The organism is Lentzea sp. NPDC036955 (genome assembly GCF_055608005.1).
This window is the reverse complement of sequence record NZ_JBVJRC010000006.1, coordinates 1-15740: the sequence shown is the minus strand read 5'-3', so window position 1 is coordinate 15740 and position 15740 is coordinate 1. Positions and strand designations below refer to the sequence as shown.

Genomic DNA, 15740 nt, shown 5'->3' with positions numbered 1-15740 from the left:
GCACTGCCTACCCGGACTGTAGCAGACAACGTCGCCGACGCGCCGCTTATTCCGCGCCACACCTCTGCTGTTCCCGCGCGTCCTCCCGGCATTTCCGGACAGGACAGGACGATCAGGCCACCTGCTGGTCGTCCGACTCGGTCAGCGCGGCATCGGCGGGGGTGATCAGCGCGTCCACGGCCACCACGCCGTCCGGGCCGACGCGCACCGGGTTCAGCTCGATCTCCGCCAGGTCGGGACGGGTGGCGATGAGCCGGGAGAGGGACGTGATGACCTGGGTCAGAGCGACGAGGTCGACGGGTGGTGCGCCGCGCCAGCCGCGCAGCAGCGGTACGGACCGCAGGCGGTTGAGCATGGTGTGAGCGGTGGCCGGGGTGACGGGTGCCAGTTCGAGGGCGGTGTCGCGGTGCAGCTCCGCGTGGATGCCGCCGGCCCCGACGAGGACCACTGGGCCGAACGAGTGGTCACGCCGGGCGCCGATGATCAGCTCGACGGTGTTCGGGCGGGTGTCCATCTCTTCGAGGACGTACGTGCCGGGACCCAAGCGGGCCTCCATCTCCTCGAAGGCGGCGGCCGGGTCGGTGAGACCGGTCTGAACGCCGCCGTGCTCGGTCTTGTGCGCCAGCCAGTCGGCCTTGAGCGCGAACGGGGCGGTGAGCGGGGTGGCGCGGGCCTCTGCGGCTGTGGTCACGGCGTGGGCGCGAGGGAAGCGGACGAAGTCCAGCAGCTCACGAGCTGCCAGGTAGCCTGGCCGGTACGCGCTCCCCGGTCTCTTGCGCGTGCTCACGCAGGGGTCCCCCGCAGGGGGTCCCCCAGCTTCAATTCTTCCAGCCGGCACCGACAGTTCCTGGCCGCTGAACAGCCCGGCCCCGGCTGCGGCAGAGGTACCGAAGCGAGCAGCGTTACCGAGAGCACCCACAACGCGCTCGATCGTGTGCTGAACGGACACGCCACCGGCACGCAGAGCACGAACCGCGGCGGAGTCGGCGCACATGCAGTGGGCGACGACCGGAACGCCGGTCTCCCTTGCCAGCGAACAGATCCGGGCGGCGACGGCGACCTCGGTGGACTCCAGGCAAGGCGTGTCCGCACCGTAACTGCCGAAGTAGCCGGACAACACGACCGAGTCGACCTCACCACCGCGCACCAGCACCTCGACGGCACGGGCGTAGTTCTCCAGGTCCTGCTCCCCCGCCCCGGCCAGGTCGATCGGGTTGCGCGCCGACACACCGGCCGGCAGCCCGCCCACGGCGGCCAGAGCAGGCACCACGAGCCCCGCACCCACCGCGAGATCCGCCGCGATCGCCCCCTGCCCGCCGGAGTCCGCGAGAATCCCGACCCGCGTTCCGCGCGGCACCCCTCGCGTCACCACAGCGGCAACGTCCACCAGGGCAGCCGGCGTCGCCACCCGCACGGCCCCGGACCGGCGGCACGCGGCGTCCACGACGTCCAAAGAGGACACCAGTGCGCCGGTGTGCGACAGTGCGGCGTCCCGTGCGGCAGCGGAAGCACCGACCGTCAGCAGCACAACGGGTTTCCCGGCCGACCGGAGCTCCAACAGGGCGGTCAGCATCCCGGGCCCGAAGCTCTCCAGGTACACCCCGACCACAGCGGTCAACTCATGCGGGACCAGGTCCAGCAACGCTTCCGCGGCCGTCACGTCGACCTGGTTGCCGACCGACACGAACCGCGACACCCCGAGCCCGGCGGCCGCGGCGAGTCCGGCGATCTCCAGGCCCACCTGCCCGCTCTGCGACACCACCCCCAGCGAACCGGGCTGGAACCGCCCCCACGCCAGGTGCAGCGACGTCGCCGCGTCGTACACGCCCAGGCAGTTCGGCCCGAGCAGCCGCGCCCCCGCCGCACGGATGCGCGCGACCACGCATTCGTCCATCGCCGACGGAATCCCGACGAAACCGCGCGTTCCCAACGCCAGAGCCTCGTCCACCACCGCGGCGACGTGCTGGGGAGGCACGGCGAGCACCACCAGCTCCGGCGCCTCTGGCAGTTCCGACAGCGTCCGCACGGTCGGCCGCGACAGCACCGCCCCGCCACCGCGGTTCACCAGGTGCACGGCCCGGCGGTCGCTGCCGGTCAACGCACCGCGCGCCAGCCAATGCCCCCACTTCGCCGGGTCGTCACTCGCCCCCACCACCGCGACGGACGACGGATCGGAGAAGATCACCTGGCACCCAGCCCGCGCGAGATGATCAGGCGCTGGATGTCCGAGGTGCCTTCCTCGATCTCCTCCAGCTTGGCGTCGCGCATCCAGCGCTCGACGGGGTACTCGCGGGAGTAGCCGTAGCCGCCCAACGTCTGCACGGCCGCGTGCGTGCACCACATCGCGTTCTCGGAACCGACGAGTTTCGCCATCGCGGACTCCTGCGCGACCGCCTCCCCCGCGTCGTACAGCGCAGCGGCCCGCAGCGTCAGCAGGTGTGCGGTGTCGACGCGCGTGGCCATCTCGGCCAACCGGAACGCCACGGCCTGGTGCCGCAGGATCGGAACGCCGAACTGCACGCGTTCAGCGGCATAGGCGGAAGCGAAGTCCAGCGCCGCGCGTGCCAGACCCGTGCAGGCGGCGCCGATCAGGATTCGGGAGGCGTCGAACGTCCGCATCAGGCCCGAGAACGCCTGCCCCTCCTCGCCGAGCCGGTTCTCGGCGGGCACGCGCACGTCGTCGAGGAACACCTCCGCGTTCACGATCGCCCGCTGCCCCATCTTCCGGAACGGCGGCCCGACGGTCAGGCCGGGCGTGTCGCGCGGCACCACGAATGCCGTGACACCACGGGAACGCAAGGAGGGATCAACGGTCGTGAAGATCACGAACATCGCGGCGTACGGGGCGTTGGAGATCCACGTTTTCTGTCCATTGAGGACGTAGGAGTCGCCGTCGCGCCGCGCCGAGGTCCGGATGCTCGCCGCGTCGGAGCCGGCGCCCGGCTCGGTGACCGCGACGGCGGTCAACGGCGGCAGGTCCGTCCCGAGTGGACCGAGGAAGCGCTTCTGCTGCTCAGGGGTGCCGAGGTGGTCGATCGGAGCACTGAAGAAGCCGTTGGACGTGAGCAGGTTGCCGATGCCGATGTCGCCGTGGCACAGCTCCTGCTGGACGAGCACCTGGGTGGTGAGGTCGGTGATCCCGCCGCCGCCGAACTCCTCCGGGATCATGAACGTCGTCAGCCCCAGCCGCGACGCCTTCTCCCACAGGTCGAGCGGCGACTCGGTGTCCGCCTCGTCCACGGCGCGGGCCCGCGGGCGGATCTCCTCCGCCGCGAACTGCCTGGCGAGCTCGACGAACTGGTCCTGTTCAGCCGTGCGCCGCAGGCCGTCCCGGACGGTCCGCACCATCTCCCACCCCTAAGTTGACTGATGAGTCAGTTATCTGCGGTTCACGGGGCAGCCTAACCGCATAAGGGCAGGTAAGAGGGTCCGCAAACGGGTGAGTGGCGTGCACGTTCGTGGCGGTCGTGATCACCTGCTTGGAGCAGGCAGGCATACAGATACGACTACTCGGCCACGCGGCGCCCGCAGCATGATGAACTGGCCGTGACGGCGGTGTTCCACCTCTGGCCAGACCCGCGGTGTCGAGCACGACGGGCGCATCGCGGCTCAACTGGGTGAGCGCGATGTCGTCATTCCAAGCGGCCACCGCGTTGTCGACGCCGGCGTCCATGCCCGCCCTGACTCGGGCGGGCACGGCGGTTCGTCCGGGCCCGTGGCGACACCTCGCCGAACGCCCGGTTCACGATTCGGGCGTGGCTCGCGACTTGTCCACAGGGCTTCGGTTGTCCACAGGTTCGCGAGCCGCGGGCTTGACACGCGCGGATTCTCGCTATGGTGGGTGGAGGTGGGCGGTCTGCCCCCAGGGTGGGCGGGGCCTTGCGCTCGCGTCGTTCACGCGATGAGCGCACTGCCGCTGCCCACGACCCGCATCTAGGCTCCTGACGTCCTTTCAGACACTCAAGGTCCCGCCTGACGCGTGGCATCCGCACCCGAGGCCAGTGGCCCCTTACCCCGACGCCGGTGGCCCGACCGGCACGTCCGGCCCCATCAGGCCCGGAACGCCGCCCGCACGATCTCCAGCGCCTCTTCTCTCGACAGTCCCAACTCGGCCGACATCGACGCATAGGCGTGCGCTGCCGAACGCACCCGCTCGCGGTTGCTGTCACCGTTCGCGCTGACCACGGTGCCCGCCCGGCCTCGTGTTTCCACGAGTCCCGCTTCCTCCAGCTCGCGGTAGGCGCGAGCGACAGTGTTCACCGCAAGGCCCAGGTCTTTCGCGAGCGCGCGCACTGTGGGCAGTTTGGCGCCGACCGGCAGTTCGCGGTTTGCGATGGCGTGTGCGTAGTGCACACGCACCTGCTCGTACGGGGGTGTCTCCCCGTGGTGGTCGATCTTCACTGCGCCGTTCCTCCCCGCTTGTAGCTACCTCTGTGTTGACCAACGGGCGAGGGCGGCAGAGGTTGCGGGTTTAATTCAGGCCGAACCGGAATTGGGCTGAACCGCTCTCATCTTCACGGAGAGCGACGGCCGGACAGACCCGGCAAGGCGGCGCCGGGACAGGAGCCGTCTTGCCGGGTCGAGCTGGGGCGTGCGGGCGTTCGATGTCGGTCCACACCCGCGGTTCTTGTTGCTACTCCGCGGGTTTCGGCGCGACCACGGTGCCGCGGGCGCGCGTTACGACGATCGGCTCAGCCAGCGCGTCCGCCGCGGAAGGGCCGCGTTCGGGCGCCGAACGGCACACCACGCGGGCCTCGAACTCGATCTCCCGCGATCGCTTCCCGATGCGCACCAGCGTCGCCACGGCCTCGATGACGTCGCCGGCCTGGATGGGCGCGACGAACTCCACGGAGCTGTAACCCGCGAACAGGCCCTCGTCGGAGTCGGTGTGGATGAGCATCTCGGTGGCGACGTCACCGAACATGCCGAGCCCGTAGGCACCGTCGACGAGGCTGCCGCCGTAATGCGCGTGCGAGTGCGGCACGTAACGCCGGTGTGCCACGGTGAAACCTTCGACCAAAGCCCCGCTCACGCGGCGACCCCCTTTTTCTCCTGCATCGCGTGCACCAGGTAGCTCGCGACCTCACCCGGAGTGGTACCCCGGGAGAAAACCCGGTCAACCCCCAGCTCGGCCGCCATCAGCGGGTCGAACCGCGGGCCGCCCGCCACCAGCAGCGGCCGCCGGTCCCCCATCGCCTCGCGGAACGCCGCCGACATCTCCTGCGTGTTCAGGATGTGCGCGTCCCGCTGCGTCACCACCTGGGAGACCAGCACCGCGTCGGCCTTCTCGGCGCGGGCGGACCGCACCAGTTCCGGAACGCTCACCTGCGCGCCGAGGTTCACGACCTTCAGCTCGCGGTAGTACTCCAGACCCTTCTCGCCGGCGAAGCCCTTGATGTTGAGGATCGCGTCGATGCCGACCGTGTGCGCGTCCGTGCCGATGCAGCCGCCGACGACGACCAGCTTGCGCCGCAACACCTTCTTCAGCGTCGTGTTCACCTCGGCCGGTGACAGCAGCGGGTACTCGCGCTCGACGACCTTGACCTCGTCGAGGTCCACGAGGTGCTTGACCGAGCCGTAGACGACGAAGAACGTGAAGTCGTCGCCGATGGGGTGCGAGTGGACCACCATCGCGGGGTCCATGCCCATCCTGTTCGCGAGCTGCTGCGCCGCGCCGTCCGCCTTGGGACCGAACGGGATCGGCAGCGTGAACGACGTCTGGACCATGCCGTCGCCGGTCGTGTCGCCGTAGGGCCGGACGTACCTCTTCGCGTCAGACATTCGAGGCCTCCAGCAGGTCCGAAGCCGGGTTGAAGTACTCGGGGGCCTTCTCGACCACGCCGTCCGCGCCCTTGCCCTTGTCGGCCGGGCGCTTCATCAGGCCGAACGTGCCGTCGGCGATCGCGTTGAGCAGCCCGTCGCCGACGATGCGCTCCAGCAGGTCCACCGCCTCGCCCAGCACCTGGTGCGCGCGCTTGACGATCAACCCGTCCGGTGCCGGCCGGAAGTCCTCCGCGAGACTGCCGGCCGCGTTGAGCACGTACCGGACGTTCTGCAGCGCGAGGTCGCGGTCGGACAGGAACGGCGTCACGACCGCCTCGGTCATCATACCGACGAGCAGGATGGACTGTCCGGTGAGGACACCCGCGAGGTTGAAGAACCCGTCCAGCAGGTAGCCGTTGAACACGTCGCCGGTCATGTGCTTGGTCGGCGGCATCCACTTGAGCGGCGCGTCCGGGAACAGCTCGCGGGCCAGCAGCGCGTGCGCGAGCTCCAGCCGGAACGAGTCGGGCACCTTCGGGTTGATCTCGAACGCGTGCCCGAGGCCCAGCAGGTGGTCGGGCAGTCCCGCCTCGTGGGCGAAGTGCTCGTTGAGCAGCTGGGACACCGTCACGGTGTGGGCGGCCTCGACGGCGTCCGCGGTGGTGAGGTAGTTGTCCTCGCCGGTGTTGATGATGATGCCGGCGCGCGCGTGGACCTGGCGGGAGAACCGCTGGTCGACGAACGTGCGGATCGGGTTGATGTCGCGGAACAGGATGCCGTACATCGAGTCGTTCAGCATCATGTCGAGCCGCTGCAACCCGGCCAGGACGGCGATCTCGGGCATGCACAGGCCGGACGCGTAGTTGGTCAGCCGCACGTACCGGCCGACCTCCTTCGACACGTCGTCCAGCGCCGCGCGCATGATCCGGAAGTTCTCCTGCGTGGCGTAGGTGCCCGCGAACCCGTGGTGCGTGGCGCCTTCCGGGACGTAGTCCAGCAGCGACTGGCCGGTGGAGCGGATCACGGCGATGACGTCGGCGCCGGCGCGGGCGGCGTTCTGCGCCTGCACGACGTCCTCGTCGATGTCGCCGGTCGCGACGATCAGGTAGATCCACGGGCGTTGCGCGGGGTCGCCCCACTTCTGCACCAGCTTCTCGCGCTGGACGCGGTTGCGGTCGACCGTCTTGAGGCCCTTGGTGATGGCGGAGGTGGCGGCCTTCTTAACTGCGTTCAGGTCCCTGCCAGTGGGGATTGAGAACTGGACCTGCCCGGCGGCGGTGGCCTCGGCGAGCTCGATCAGGCTCGCGAGGTTGTGCTGCCGCAGGGCGTGGAACGCGGGCAGCACCACCCCGTGCTCCAGCCCGCACTGCTCGCGGACCGTGTCGATCACGCGGTTGACCCACGGCACGTCACCGGCGCGGTGGGTGGAGTCCGCGCCGGTGATGCCGGCCAGCCGCAGCGTGGCGCGCTCGACCGCGACCGTGGTGTGCGCCTTCGCGATGGACACCACGGGTTCGGCCGCCCGCGCGGCGAGCTCGCGCGCGGTGGCGACGACCCTCGGGTCGAGGTCGAGCAACGCCATCAAGTCACTTCCTCTCGTAGATCGTCCGGCCGTTCAGCACGGTCCGCACGCACACCGGGGCGGGCCCGGTGAGGTCGGGCAGGCCGGGCACGCCCGACCGCGGGTCGGTGGACCAGCGCTGGACGCGGGCGTCGGACCCGGCCACCACGAGGTCACCGGTCTCCCACACGGCGTACGTCGCGGGCGCACCGGGCTGCAAGGTGCCGGTCACGCCGTCGTCCACGCCCGCCGCACGCCAGCCACCGCGCGTGTGGGCGGTGAACGCGGCGCGCGGGGACACACCGAAGCCCTCGGTCTTGTGGTGCACCGCGGCCTTCACGGCTGCCCACGGGTCGATGGCGGTCACCGGCGTGTCGGAGCCGAACGCCAGCACGACGCCCGCGGCGGCAAGGCGCGAGAAGGGGTTGAGCCCCACTCCGCGCTCGGCACCGAGCCGCTGCACGTACATGCCGGTCGGGCCGCCCCATTCGGCGTCGAAAAGCGGCTGCACCGAGGCGATGACGCCCCACCCGGCCAGCTGCTGGGCCTGTTCGGCCGAGACCATCTCGACGTGTTCGAGGCGGTGGCGGGCCGACGCCAGCGCCGGGGTGCCGAGCGTCTTCTCGGCGATCGCGAAGCCCTCGACCACGGCGGCCATGCCCGCGTCGCCGATGACGTGGAAGCCGGCCTGGATGCCCAGCTCCGTGCACTTCACCAGGTGGTCGGCGACCTGCCGGCCGGTCAGGTACAGCGCACCGGACGTGTCCGCGTCGGCGTACGGCTCGGCAAGCGCGGCGGTGCGGGAGCCGATCGCGCCGTCAACGAAGTGATCGCCGGCCAGGCCCTGCACGGGGACACCGGGCAGGTCGTGGTCTCCCCAGTAGGCCACGACCTGCGGGCCCTCGCCCAGCGCCAGCAGCTCGCGCAGGTCGTCCTCGCCGGAGATGTCCGGGCCGGCGCACTCGTGCACGGACGCGATGCCCATCGACGCCGCGTGGTGCAGGAACGCCAGCTGTGCCTCGCGGCGCTGCTCAGGCGTGATGGCGTCGCGTGCGATGCGTCGGACGTGGTGGTGTGCGGCGCGCGCGAGGGGGCCCTCGGCGGAGTAACCGTCAGCTGCGCGCGTTTCGTCCGTGACGAGGTTCGACGACACAAGTGCCGAGTGCACGTCGATGCGTGACAGGTAGACCCTCTTGTCGCCCGCCGCCTCGTCGATCTCCGCACGCGTCGGAGGGCGGTTCTCCGGCCACCGCGTCTCATCCCAGCCATGACCCCACACGAGCGGGCCCTCGGCGTTGCGGACCTGGTCCAGCAACGCCTCCAGCGACGGCGTGCGGGTCAGGTCGACACCGGTCAGCAGCAGACCGGCCGAGGTGGCGTGGACGTGGGCGTCGACGAACGCGGGCGCGACGAAGGCACCGCCGAGCTCGACGACCTCGGCGTCCGGGTGCAGCGCGCGCCCGACCGAGTCCTGTCCGATCCAGACGACCACGCCGTCCGTGACGGCCATCGCCGTCGCATCCGGTGCGTAGATGCGGCCGCCGACCAAAAGTTGCGTACTCACGTCACGCAGTCTGCCTCTGCTCGAACAACGCCCGCACACCCGCCTGGGTGCGGACGAGGTCGAGCGCGAACGCGGCGTGACCTGGCACATAGCCGTTGCCGACCAGCATCTCGACGTCCGCGGCCAGACCCTCTGCTCCCAGAGCGGCGGCGCTGAACGAGGTCGCCATGGAGAAGAAGATCACGGTGCCGCCGTCGGCGGTCGCGAGGATGGCGCCGTGCTCGCACCCCGGCACGTCCACGCACACGACCGTCACGTCGACCTGCTTGCCCACGGCTTCGGCGACGGCGACGGGGTTGCGTGCGTCCGCGATCACGACCTCGTCCGCGAGGCCTGCCGCACGGACCTGTGCCGCTTCACGTTCCGTGGGCACCAAAGCGACCAGACGCGACGCACCGGCCTGACGCGCGGCCGCGAGGGAGAGCGATCCCGACTTGCCCCCGCCCCCGAGCACGAGCACGGAACCGCCGGGGTGCCGGCGCACGACCCGGTCGGTCAACGCGGGCGCACCGCACACGTCGAGCACCGACAGCGCGAGCTCAGCGGGCAGGTCGTCAGGCAGCACGGCCGCGATCGAACGCCCGAACAGCACCGCGGTCCCCCGGCACGGCACCTGCTCGTCCTCGCCGCTCCAGTCCTGCAGCCCGTCGGTGATCCGCAACGGCGTCAGCGTGAGGCTGACCAGCGTCGCGATCCGGTCACCGGCCTTGAGCCCGAGCGGCGAGGACGGTCCCACCTCCAGGACCGTCCCGAACAGCATGCCGCCCGAGCCCGTGACCGGGTTCTGCATCTTGCCGCGCTCGGCGACGATGTCGAGCACCGCCTGCCGCACCGCGTCCGGACTCCGGTGCGCCTCCCTGAGCTGCCGGAACGACGCCGCGTCCAGGTTGAGCCGCTCGACCGCGACGACGACCTCGTCGTCAGCGGGCACGGGTGCCGCGTCGAGCCGCCACGCCTGCTGCGGCAACACGCCCGCAGGTTCGAGGACACGGTGCAGTCCGTACGCGCTCACCTGAAAATCCTTCGGTCGACGACGCTGTCTCGAAGATATCTTCACGTGAGGCGTCAAGATCCCGCAAGTATCATTCAGAATTCACGCGGAACCAGCGGCAGTCGTAGGGCGCCAGGTCGACCTTGGCACCGGTCTTGGCCGGCTTCACCGTGCCGCCCGTCGCCAGGTCCGTGAGCACCCCGTCGACCGGGACGCGCACGGTGACCTCCCGGTCGGCGAAGTTGTGCAGGGCGATCACCGCGCCACCGTCGCAGTCCGCGCGGTGGGCGAACACGGTCGGATCGCCGACGTCGAGCACCTGCACGGTTCCCCACGCCAGCTCCGGGGCCTCGCGGTAGAGCTCGACCAGCTTGCGCATCCACGTCAGCAACGAGTCGGGGTCGTGGCGCTGCTTGCCCGCCTCCTCCCAGTCCATCGGCACGCGCACCGCGAGCCGGCCTTCGAGCGACAGGTCCTCCTCCAGGCCGATCTCCTCGCCGTAGAAGAGCACCGGCGTGCCCGGCAGCGTGAACAGCAGGCTGTAGACCATCCGGATGCGGCGCTGGTCCCCGTCGAGCATCCCGGGGAGGCGACGGCGCAGGCCCCGGCCGTAGAGCTGCATCGAGGGATCCGGCCCGAACGCGTCGAAGACCTCCTGGCGCTCGTCGACCGGCAGCTTGTCCAGCGTCAGCTCGTCGTGGTTGCGGACGAACGTCGCCCAGTGCCCGTCACGCGGTGGCTGCGGGCGTTCCTGCAGCGCCTTCGCCAGCGGCCCGCTCGTCTGCCGCGCCAGCGCCAGGTACATCGCCTGCATGCCGACGAAGTCGAAGCACATGGTCAGCTCGTCGCCGACGCCCTGGCCGTAGAAGGCCATCGTGTCCTTGTACGGCAGGTTCACCTCGCCGAGCAGGACAGCTTCACCGTTGCGGCGGTTGAGGAACGCCCGCAGGTCGGTGAGGTAGTCGTGCGGGTCGGGCAGCTCGATCGCGTCGGACCGCTCCTGGTGCTCCAGCAGGAACGGGACGGCGTCGACCCGGAAGCCGCTCAGACCCAGCTCCGTCCAGAAGCCCATGATCCGCGCGATCTCGTCGCGCACGGCGGGATTGGCCACGTTCAGGTCGGGCTGGTGCTTGTAGAAGCGGTGCAGGTAGTACTTGCCGACCTCCTCGGAGTACTCCCACAGCGAGCTCTCCTTGTCAGGGAACGTGATGCCCTTCGGCCCGTCCTCCGGCGGCTCGTCGGCCCAGACGTACCAGTCGCGCTTGTCGGGGTCGTGGAACCACGGGTGCTGGTCGGACGTGTGGTTGACGACGAGGTCGGCGATGACGCGCATGCCGCGGTCCCGTGCGGCGCGGACGAACTCCACGAAGTCGCCCAGCGAGCCGAGGCGCGGGTCGACGGCGTAGAAGTCGGTGATGTCGTAGCCGTCGTCGCGCTCGGGCGTGGGGTAGAACGGCATCAGCCACAGGCAGGTGACACCGAGCGCGTGCAGGTGGTCGAGTCGTTCGGTGGCGCCGCGGAACCCGTTGTCGGAGAAGGTCTCCACGTCCAGGCAGTAGAGGACGGCGTTCTTCCACCACACGTCCGAGGTGCGGATCATGCCGTCACCTCCGGCAGCACGTGCTCGCCGAACGCGTCGATGAACGGCACCAGGTCCTGGCCGACGTGGTGCAGGTAGATCTCCTCGAAGCCCAGCTCGGCGTAGTCGTGCAGGCGTTCGGCGTGCCACTTGAGGTCGTCGGAGATGTTGACGACGCCTTCGAGCTGCTCGGCCGTGACGTTCTCGGCGACCACGTCGAAGTGCTCCGGCAGCTCCAGGTCCCAGCACACCGGCGGGCGGAACACGTTCGTGCGCCACTGGTCGTGCGCGATCGCGCGAGCCGTGTCGAGGTCCTGCGCCCAGCTCAGGTGCACCTGCAGGTGCAGCTTGCCGCGCCCGCCCGCGTCCCGGTAGGCGCCCGCGACCTCGCGCAGGCGTTCCGGTGCGGCGTTGACGGTGATCAGCCCGTCCGCCCACGACGCGCACCACCGCGCGGTCTCGGGGCTCACGGCGGCACCGATCAGCTGCGGCACCTCGCGGGGCAGGGTCCACAGCCGGGCGCGGTCGACGCGGACCAGGCCGTCGTGGCTGACCTCGTCGCCGTTGAGCAGCGCGCGGATCACCTCGACGCACTCCTCCAGCCGCCGGGTGCGGACGTCCTTGCGCGGCCAGCCGTCACCGGTGATGTGCTCGTTGCTCGCCTCACCCGTCCCGAGCGCGGCCCAGAACCGGCCGGGGTACATGGCGGCGAGCGTGCCGATCGCCTGCGCGGTGATCGCCGGGTGGTAGCGCTGCCCCGGTGCCGTGACCACGCCGAACGGCAGCTCGGTCGCCTGCAGCGCGGCACCGAGCCACGACCACGCGTACCCGGACTGGCCCTGCCGTTCGCTCCACGGCGCGAAGTGGTCGGAGCTCATCGCGGCGGTGAAGCCGGCCTCCTCGGCCCTGCGCACCGCGGTCAGCAGCTCGGCGGGGTGGATCTGCTCATGTGACGCATGGACGCCGTAAACGGTCATGCGACATCGGTACCCAGGACGAAGATCCAGGCAACCTCCGCTTCGGCGGCAACTCCCGGCGGGCGCGTTGAACCGATCCCGGCCGGCGTCCGTGTCCACGTCAGCACCTCGGAGCTGAGGAGGATCGGCGATGTACAACGAGACCCGAGTCGGGACGGCGACCGTTGTCCAGTTCATCCGGCCGGACGGCACGGTCGAACCCATGGACGTCGACCTCCACTACCGCACGGACGACCCCCACGCGGTGACGATGCGGTTCCACACCCGCGACCAGGAGTCCACCTGGCTCGTCGGCCGGGAGCTGCTCGCCGACGGGGTGCTGGCACCGGCCGGGCTCGGTGACGTGCGGCTGCGCCCCGGTGACGGTGACGTGCTGGTCCTGGAGCTGGTGACCGAGGACTCGCACGCGGTGTTCCACCTGCCGGCCGAGGAGCTGCACCGGTTCCTGCAGTCGACCTACCAGGTGGTGCCGTCCGGGCGCGAGGTCATCGACTTCGACCTGCTGCTCAAGGACCTGCTGGCCTAGTCCCTGCCGGTCTGGTCCCCGCTGATCTGGTCCTCGCCGGTCTGGTCTCCGCCGGTCTGGTCACAGCCGCAGGCCGAGCACCAGCTTCTCCTCCACGGCGATCTGCCGGAACCCGAGGTGCTGCCAGAACCCGATCGCGTGTGTGTTGTGGCGGCGCACGTGCACGTGGACGCCCTTCTCCAGGCGTTCGAGCACGGCACGCACGAGCTTGCCGCCGTACCCCTTGCCTGTCGCACGCGGCAGCAGGTTGGCGTGCATGTGCGCGGGATAGTCGATGGCGAGCATCGGGTCGACGCGCGCCGGGTTGTGGATGTGGCGGACGACCCGGTTCGCACTCGGTGTCATCGGGTAGCGAACGCGCAGGTCGGGCCACCAGTCGCGGTCCAGTCGGTCCTCGAACGCGAGGCTGTCGGCCGTGCCGATCGCGTAGCCGCAGACGCCGTCGTCGTCCTCCGCCACGAACGCGAGGTCGGGCTCGAAGGCGACGTACGGGCCGACGTGGGCGTGACCGAGCAGGCGCGGGTCGTCGAACAGGTGGCGGGCGCCCCGGCCGCCGTTGCCGGTGTCGAGGCAGATGTCGTGGAGCGCGTCGAGGTCGGCGGGGTGGTACGCGCGGATCACGGCAGTTCGCGGCGTTCCGCGACCACCACGTGGTCCGCGTCGACCGTCACGACCTCACCCTCGACGACCTGACCGGGGCCGAAGCGGCGCTCGTGCTCGAACTTGAGCGCGGCGGCCTCCGCCTTGCGGGCGATGCGGCGGCTGACGAGCCGGCGCGTGGGCGGGAAGAGCAGGAACAGCGCGGCCACGTCGCTGACGAAGCCGGGCACCATGATCAACGCGCCGGCGGCGGCGATGAGCACTCCGTCGGCCATCTCCTGGTGCGGCTGCTGCCGCTTGAACACCGACTCGGAGAACGCGGCCATCGTCTGCGCGCCCTGCCTGCGGACCAGCACGAGACCGACGAGCGTGCCGACCAGCAGCAACCCGATCATGGCCAGCGGGCCGATGGCGTTGCCGACGGCGAGCATGACCGCGACCTCGGCGAAGATCCCGGCGAGCAGCAGCGCGAAAAGGGGCATACCTCCACAACGCACGGACGCCCGCGGTTGCTCCCGCGCCCCTTCCACCAGCGCTTGAGCCGAAATATTTACGGCACGCTAGCGGTGTGACAGGATATCTTTACGCGACCTCGACGCTGAGGAGTACGGATGACTGCGCTGCACGACGCCCCCACGGCGCTGGAGCGGCTGGACCGCCAGCCGTACACGTACGTCCGCCGTGAGCTGGTCGAGCCCGACTGGCGCCGGTTCCCCGGCTGGGCGCACGTGACCGAGGCGCAGTGGCGTGACGCCCAGTGGCAGCGGGTCAACTGCGTGAAGAACGTGAAGCAGCTCCGCAAGGTCGCGGGCGACCTGCTCACCGACAGGTTCTACGACGACCTCGCCAGGGACATGGACGCCTTCGCGACGATGTCGATGCTGATCCCGCCGCAGATGTTCAACACGATGGCGGTCGGCGCGGACCTCTCCCCCGACGCCTTCACCGAGGCGTTCCTGGCCGACCCGGTCCGCCGCTACATGCTGCCGGTCTCCTCCGACCGCGACCCGCACTGGCCGTCGCACCCGCACTCGCAGCGCGACTCGCTGCACGAGGCCGAGATGTGGGTCGTCGAGGGCCTGACCCACCGCTACCCCACCAAGGTGCTGGCCGAGATGGTCTCCACCTGCCCGCAGTACTGCGGGCACTGCACCCGCATGGACCTGGTCGGCAACTCCACCCCGCTGATCGACAAGCACAAGCTGTCGCTCAAGCCGGTCGACCGCCAGGACCAGATGATCGACTACCTGAAGAAGACCCCCGGCGTCCGCGACGTGGTCGTCTCCGGCGGCGACGTCGCGAACGTCCCGTGGCCGCAGCTCGAGTCGTTCCTCATGCGCCTGCTGGACATCGAGACCGTGCGCGACGTCCGCCTCGCCACCAAGGCGCTGGCCGGCCTCCCCCAGCACTGGCTCCAGCCCCGAGTGGTCGAGGGTCTGGAACGCGTCGCCCGCACCGCCTCCCGCCGCGGCGTGAACCTCGCCATCCACACGCACGTGAACCACGCACAGTCCGTGACCCCCCTCGTCGCCGAGGCCGCCCGCACCGCCCTGGAAGTCGGTGTGCGCGACGTGCGCAACCAGGGCGTGCTGATGCGCGGGGTCAACGCCACCCCGGCCGACCTGCTGGACCTTTGCTTTGCCTTGCAAGGGGAAGCGAACATCCTGCCGTACTACTTCTACATGTGCGACATGATCCCCAACGCCGAGCACTGGCGCGTTGCCGTGTGGGAGGCGCAGGAGCTCCAGCACGCGATCATGGGCTACCTGCCGGGGTACGCGACGCCGCGGATCGTGTGCGACGTGCCGTACGTCGGCAAGCGGTGGGTGCACCAACTGGAGGACTACGACCGCGAGCTCGGGATCTCGTACTGGACCAAGAACTACCGGACCGGGATCGAGCTGGAGGACCCGGAGGCGTTGAACCGCCGGTACCCGTACTACGACCCGATCTCGACGCTCGGTGAGACCGGGCAGAAGTGGTGGGCCGACCAGAGCTGACGGGTCGCGACGGGGCCGTCTCAAGGACATCTCCCGAGGACGGCCCCATCGGCATGTTTGCCCGGTCGAGACCTATAGGGTCTTAGAGGTCCTAACAGAATCGTTGGACGTGGCGGTAGCAGATGATGCAGGTAGCGAGGCCGAGGAAGGCTTCGTGGATGTCGTCGCGGCGTTCCCGG

The 15740-nt window shown here is 70.1% G+C and carries 14 protein-coding genes; 2 read left to right on the top strand and 12 right to left on the bottom strand.

The window, feature by feature from the left end; all coding sequences use genetic code 11:
- Nucleotides 1-112: 112 nt before the first annotated feature.
- From ACZ7CF_RS20790 to ACZ7CF_RS20745, 10 genes are all read right to left on the bottom strand, one after another.
- The gene (locus tag ACZ7CF_RS20790) at nucleotides 113-2185 is read right to left on the bottom strand and encodes an acetate--CoA ligase family protein (protein ID WP_470370300.1); all 2073 of its coding nucleotides are present in this window, start codon (nucleotides 2183-2185) and stop codon (nucleotides 113-115) included.
- Nucleotides 2182-3348, bottom strand: coding sequence for an acyl-CoA dehydrogenase family protein (locus ACZ7CF_RS20785; RefSeq protein WP_470370299.1), 1167 nt, complete (start codon nucleotides 3346-3348; stop codon nucleotides 2182-2184). Before ACZ7CF_RS20785 ends, ACZ7CF_RS20790 begins: the two co-directional genes overlap by 4 nt.
- A gap of 702 nt (nucleotides 3349-4050) precedes the next feature.
- Nucleotides 4051-4401: a GntR family transcriptional regulator gene (locus ACZ7CF_RS20780; RefSeq protein WP_360393632.1), complete on the bottom strand. Its 351-nt coding sequence runs from the start codon at nucleotides 4399-4401 to the stop codon at nucleotides 4051-4053.
- A gap of 232 nt (nucleotides 4402-4633) precedes the next feature.
- On the bottom strand, nucleotides 4634-5002 hold the full coding sequence (gene kal / locus ACZ7CF_RS20775; protein ID WP_470370298.1) for a 3-aminobutyryl-CoA ammonia lyase: 369 nt from the start codon (nucleotides 5000-5002) through the stop codon (nucleotides 4634-4636).
- A gap of 26 nt (nucleotides 5003-5028) precedes the next feature.
- Entirely contained in the window at nucleotides 5029-5781 is a 753-nt protein-coding gene (gene kamE / locus ACZ7CF_RS20770; protein WP_360393627.1) for a lysine 5,6-aminomutase subunit beta, read from the bottom strand.
- Entirely contained in the window at nucleotides 5774-7345 is a 1572-nt protein-coding gene (kamD, locus tag ACZ7CF_RS20765) for a lysine 5,6-aminomutase subunit alpha (RefSeq protein ID WP_470370297.1), read from the bottom strand. Before kamD ends, kamE begins: the two co-directional genes overlap by 8 nt.
- Nucleotides 7346-7349: 4 nt before the next feature.
- Nucleotides 7350-8897: an amidohydrolase gene (locus ACZ7CF_RS20760; RefSeq protein ID WP_470370610.1), complete on the bottom strand. Its 1548-nt coding sequence runs from the start codon at nucleotides 8895-8897 to the stop codon at nucleotides 7350-7352.
- Nucleotides 8890-9900, bottom strand: a complete 1011-nt coding sequence (kdd, locus tag ACZ7CF_RS20755) for an L-erythro-3,5-diaminohexanoate dehydrogenase (RefSeq protein ID WP_470370296.1) — start codon at nucleotides 9898-9900, stop codon at nucleotides 8890-8892. Before kdd ends, ACZ7CF_RS20760 begins: the two co-directional genes overlap by 8 nt.
- 70 nt (nucleotides 9901-9970) lie before the next feature.
- Nucleotides 9971-11479 (bottom strand): alpha-amylase family protein, encoded by a 1509-nt coding sequence (locus ACZ7CF_RS20750; protein WP_470370295.1) that lies wholly within the window; start codon nucleotides 11477-11479, stop codon nucleotides 9971-9973.
- Complete coding sequence (locus tag ACZ7CF_RS20745; RefSeq protein ID WP_360393618.1) at nucleotides 11476-12435, bottom strand: TIGR03885 family FMN-dependent LLM class oxidoreductase; 960 nt, start codon at nucleotides 12433-12435, stop codon at nucleotides 11476-11478. The genes ACZ7CF_RS20750 and ACZ7CF_RS20745 overlap by 4 nt, the downstream gene beginning before the upstream one ends.
- A gap of 130 nt (nucleotides 12436-12565) precedes the next feature.
- Between ACZ7CF_RS20745 and ACZ7CF_RS20740 the strand changes: the two genes are divergently transcribed.
- Nucleotides 12566-12961 carry an SsgA family sporulation/cell division regulator gene (locus ACZ7CF_RS20740; protein WP_360393615.1) on the top strand — a complete coding sequence of 132 codons (396 nt, stop codon included), beginning with the start codon at nucleotides 12566-12568 and terminating at the stop codon, nucleotides 12959-12961.
- A 60-nt stretch (nucleotides 12962-13021) separates the two neighbouring features.
- On the opposite strand, the gene ACZ7CF_RS20735 is transcribed toward ACZ7CF_RS20740, so the two are convergent.
- Complete coding sequence (locus ACZ7CF_RS20735) at nucleotides 13022-13582, bottom strand: GNAT family N-acetyltransferase (RefSeq protein ID WP_470370294.1); 561 nt, start codon at nucleotides 13580-13582, stop codon at nucleotides 13022-13024.
- Nucleotides 13579-14043 (bottom strand): FxsA family protein, encoded by a 465-nt coding sequence (locus tag ACZ7CF_RS20730; protein ID WP_360393610.1) that lies wholly within the window; start codon nucleotides 14041-14043, stop codon nucleotides 13579-13581. The genes ACZ7CF_RS20735 and ACZ7CF_RS20730 overlap by 4 nt, the downstream gene beginning before the upstream one ends.
- Nucleotides 14044-14172: 129 nt before the next feature.
- Between ACZ7CF_RS20730 and ACZ7CF_RS20725 the strand changes: the two genes are divergently transcribed.
- On the top strand, nucleotides 14173-15561 hold the full coding sequence (locus ACZ7CF_RS20725; protein WP_470370293.1) for a KamA family radical SAM protein: 1389 nt from the start codon (nucleotides 14173-14175) through the stop codon (nucleotides 15559-15561).
- The last annotated feature ends 179 nt before the right edge of the window (nucleotides 15562-15740 follow it).

Excerpts from the sequence above, each read along its gene's own strand:
- kamD (WP_470370297.1), bottom strand. The coding sequence starts at position 7,345 with ATGGCGTTGCTCGACCTCGACCCGAGGGTCGTCGCCACCGCGCGCGAG.
- ACZ7CF_RS20740 (WP_360393615.1), top strand. The coding sequence starts at position 12,566 with ATGTACAACGAGACCCGAGTCGGGACGGCGACCGTTGTCCAGTTCATC.
- kamE (WP_360393627.1), bottom strand. The coding sequence starts at position 5,781 with ATGTCTGACGCGAAGAGGTACGTCCGGCCCTACGGCGACACGACCGGC.
- ACZ7CF_RS20725 (WP_470370293.1), top strand. The coding sequence starts at position 14,173 with ATGACTGCGCTGCACGACGCCCCCACGGCGCTGGAGCGGCTGGACCGC.
- ACZ7CF_RS20745 (WP_360393618.1), bottom strand. The coding sequence starts at position 12,435 with ATGACCGTTTACGGCGTCCATGCGTCACATGAGCAGATCCACCCCGCC.
- ACZ7CF_RS20785 (WP_470370299.1), bottom strand. The coding sequence starts at position 3,348 with ATGGTGCGGACCGTCCGGGACGGCCTGCGGCGCACGGCTGAACAGGAC.
- ACZ7CF_RS20750 (WP_470370295.1), bottom strand. The coding sequence starts at position 11,479 with ATGATCCGCACCTCGGACGTGTGGTGGAAGAACGCCGTCCTCTACTGC.
- ACZ7CF_RS20730 (WP_360393610.1), bottom strand. The coding sequence starts at position 14,043 with ATGCCCCTTTTCGCGCTGCTGCTCGCCGGGATCTTCGCCGAGGTCGCG.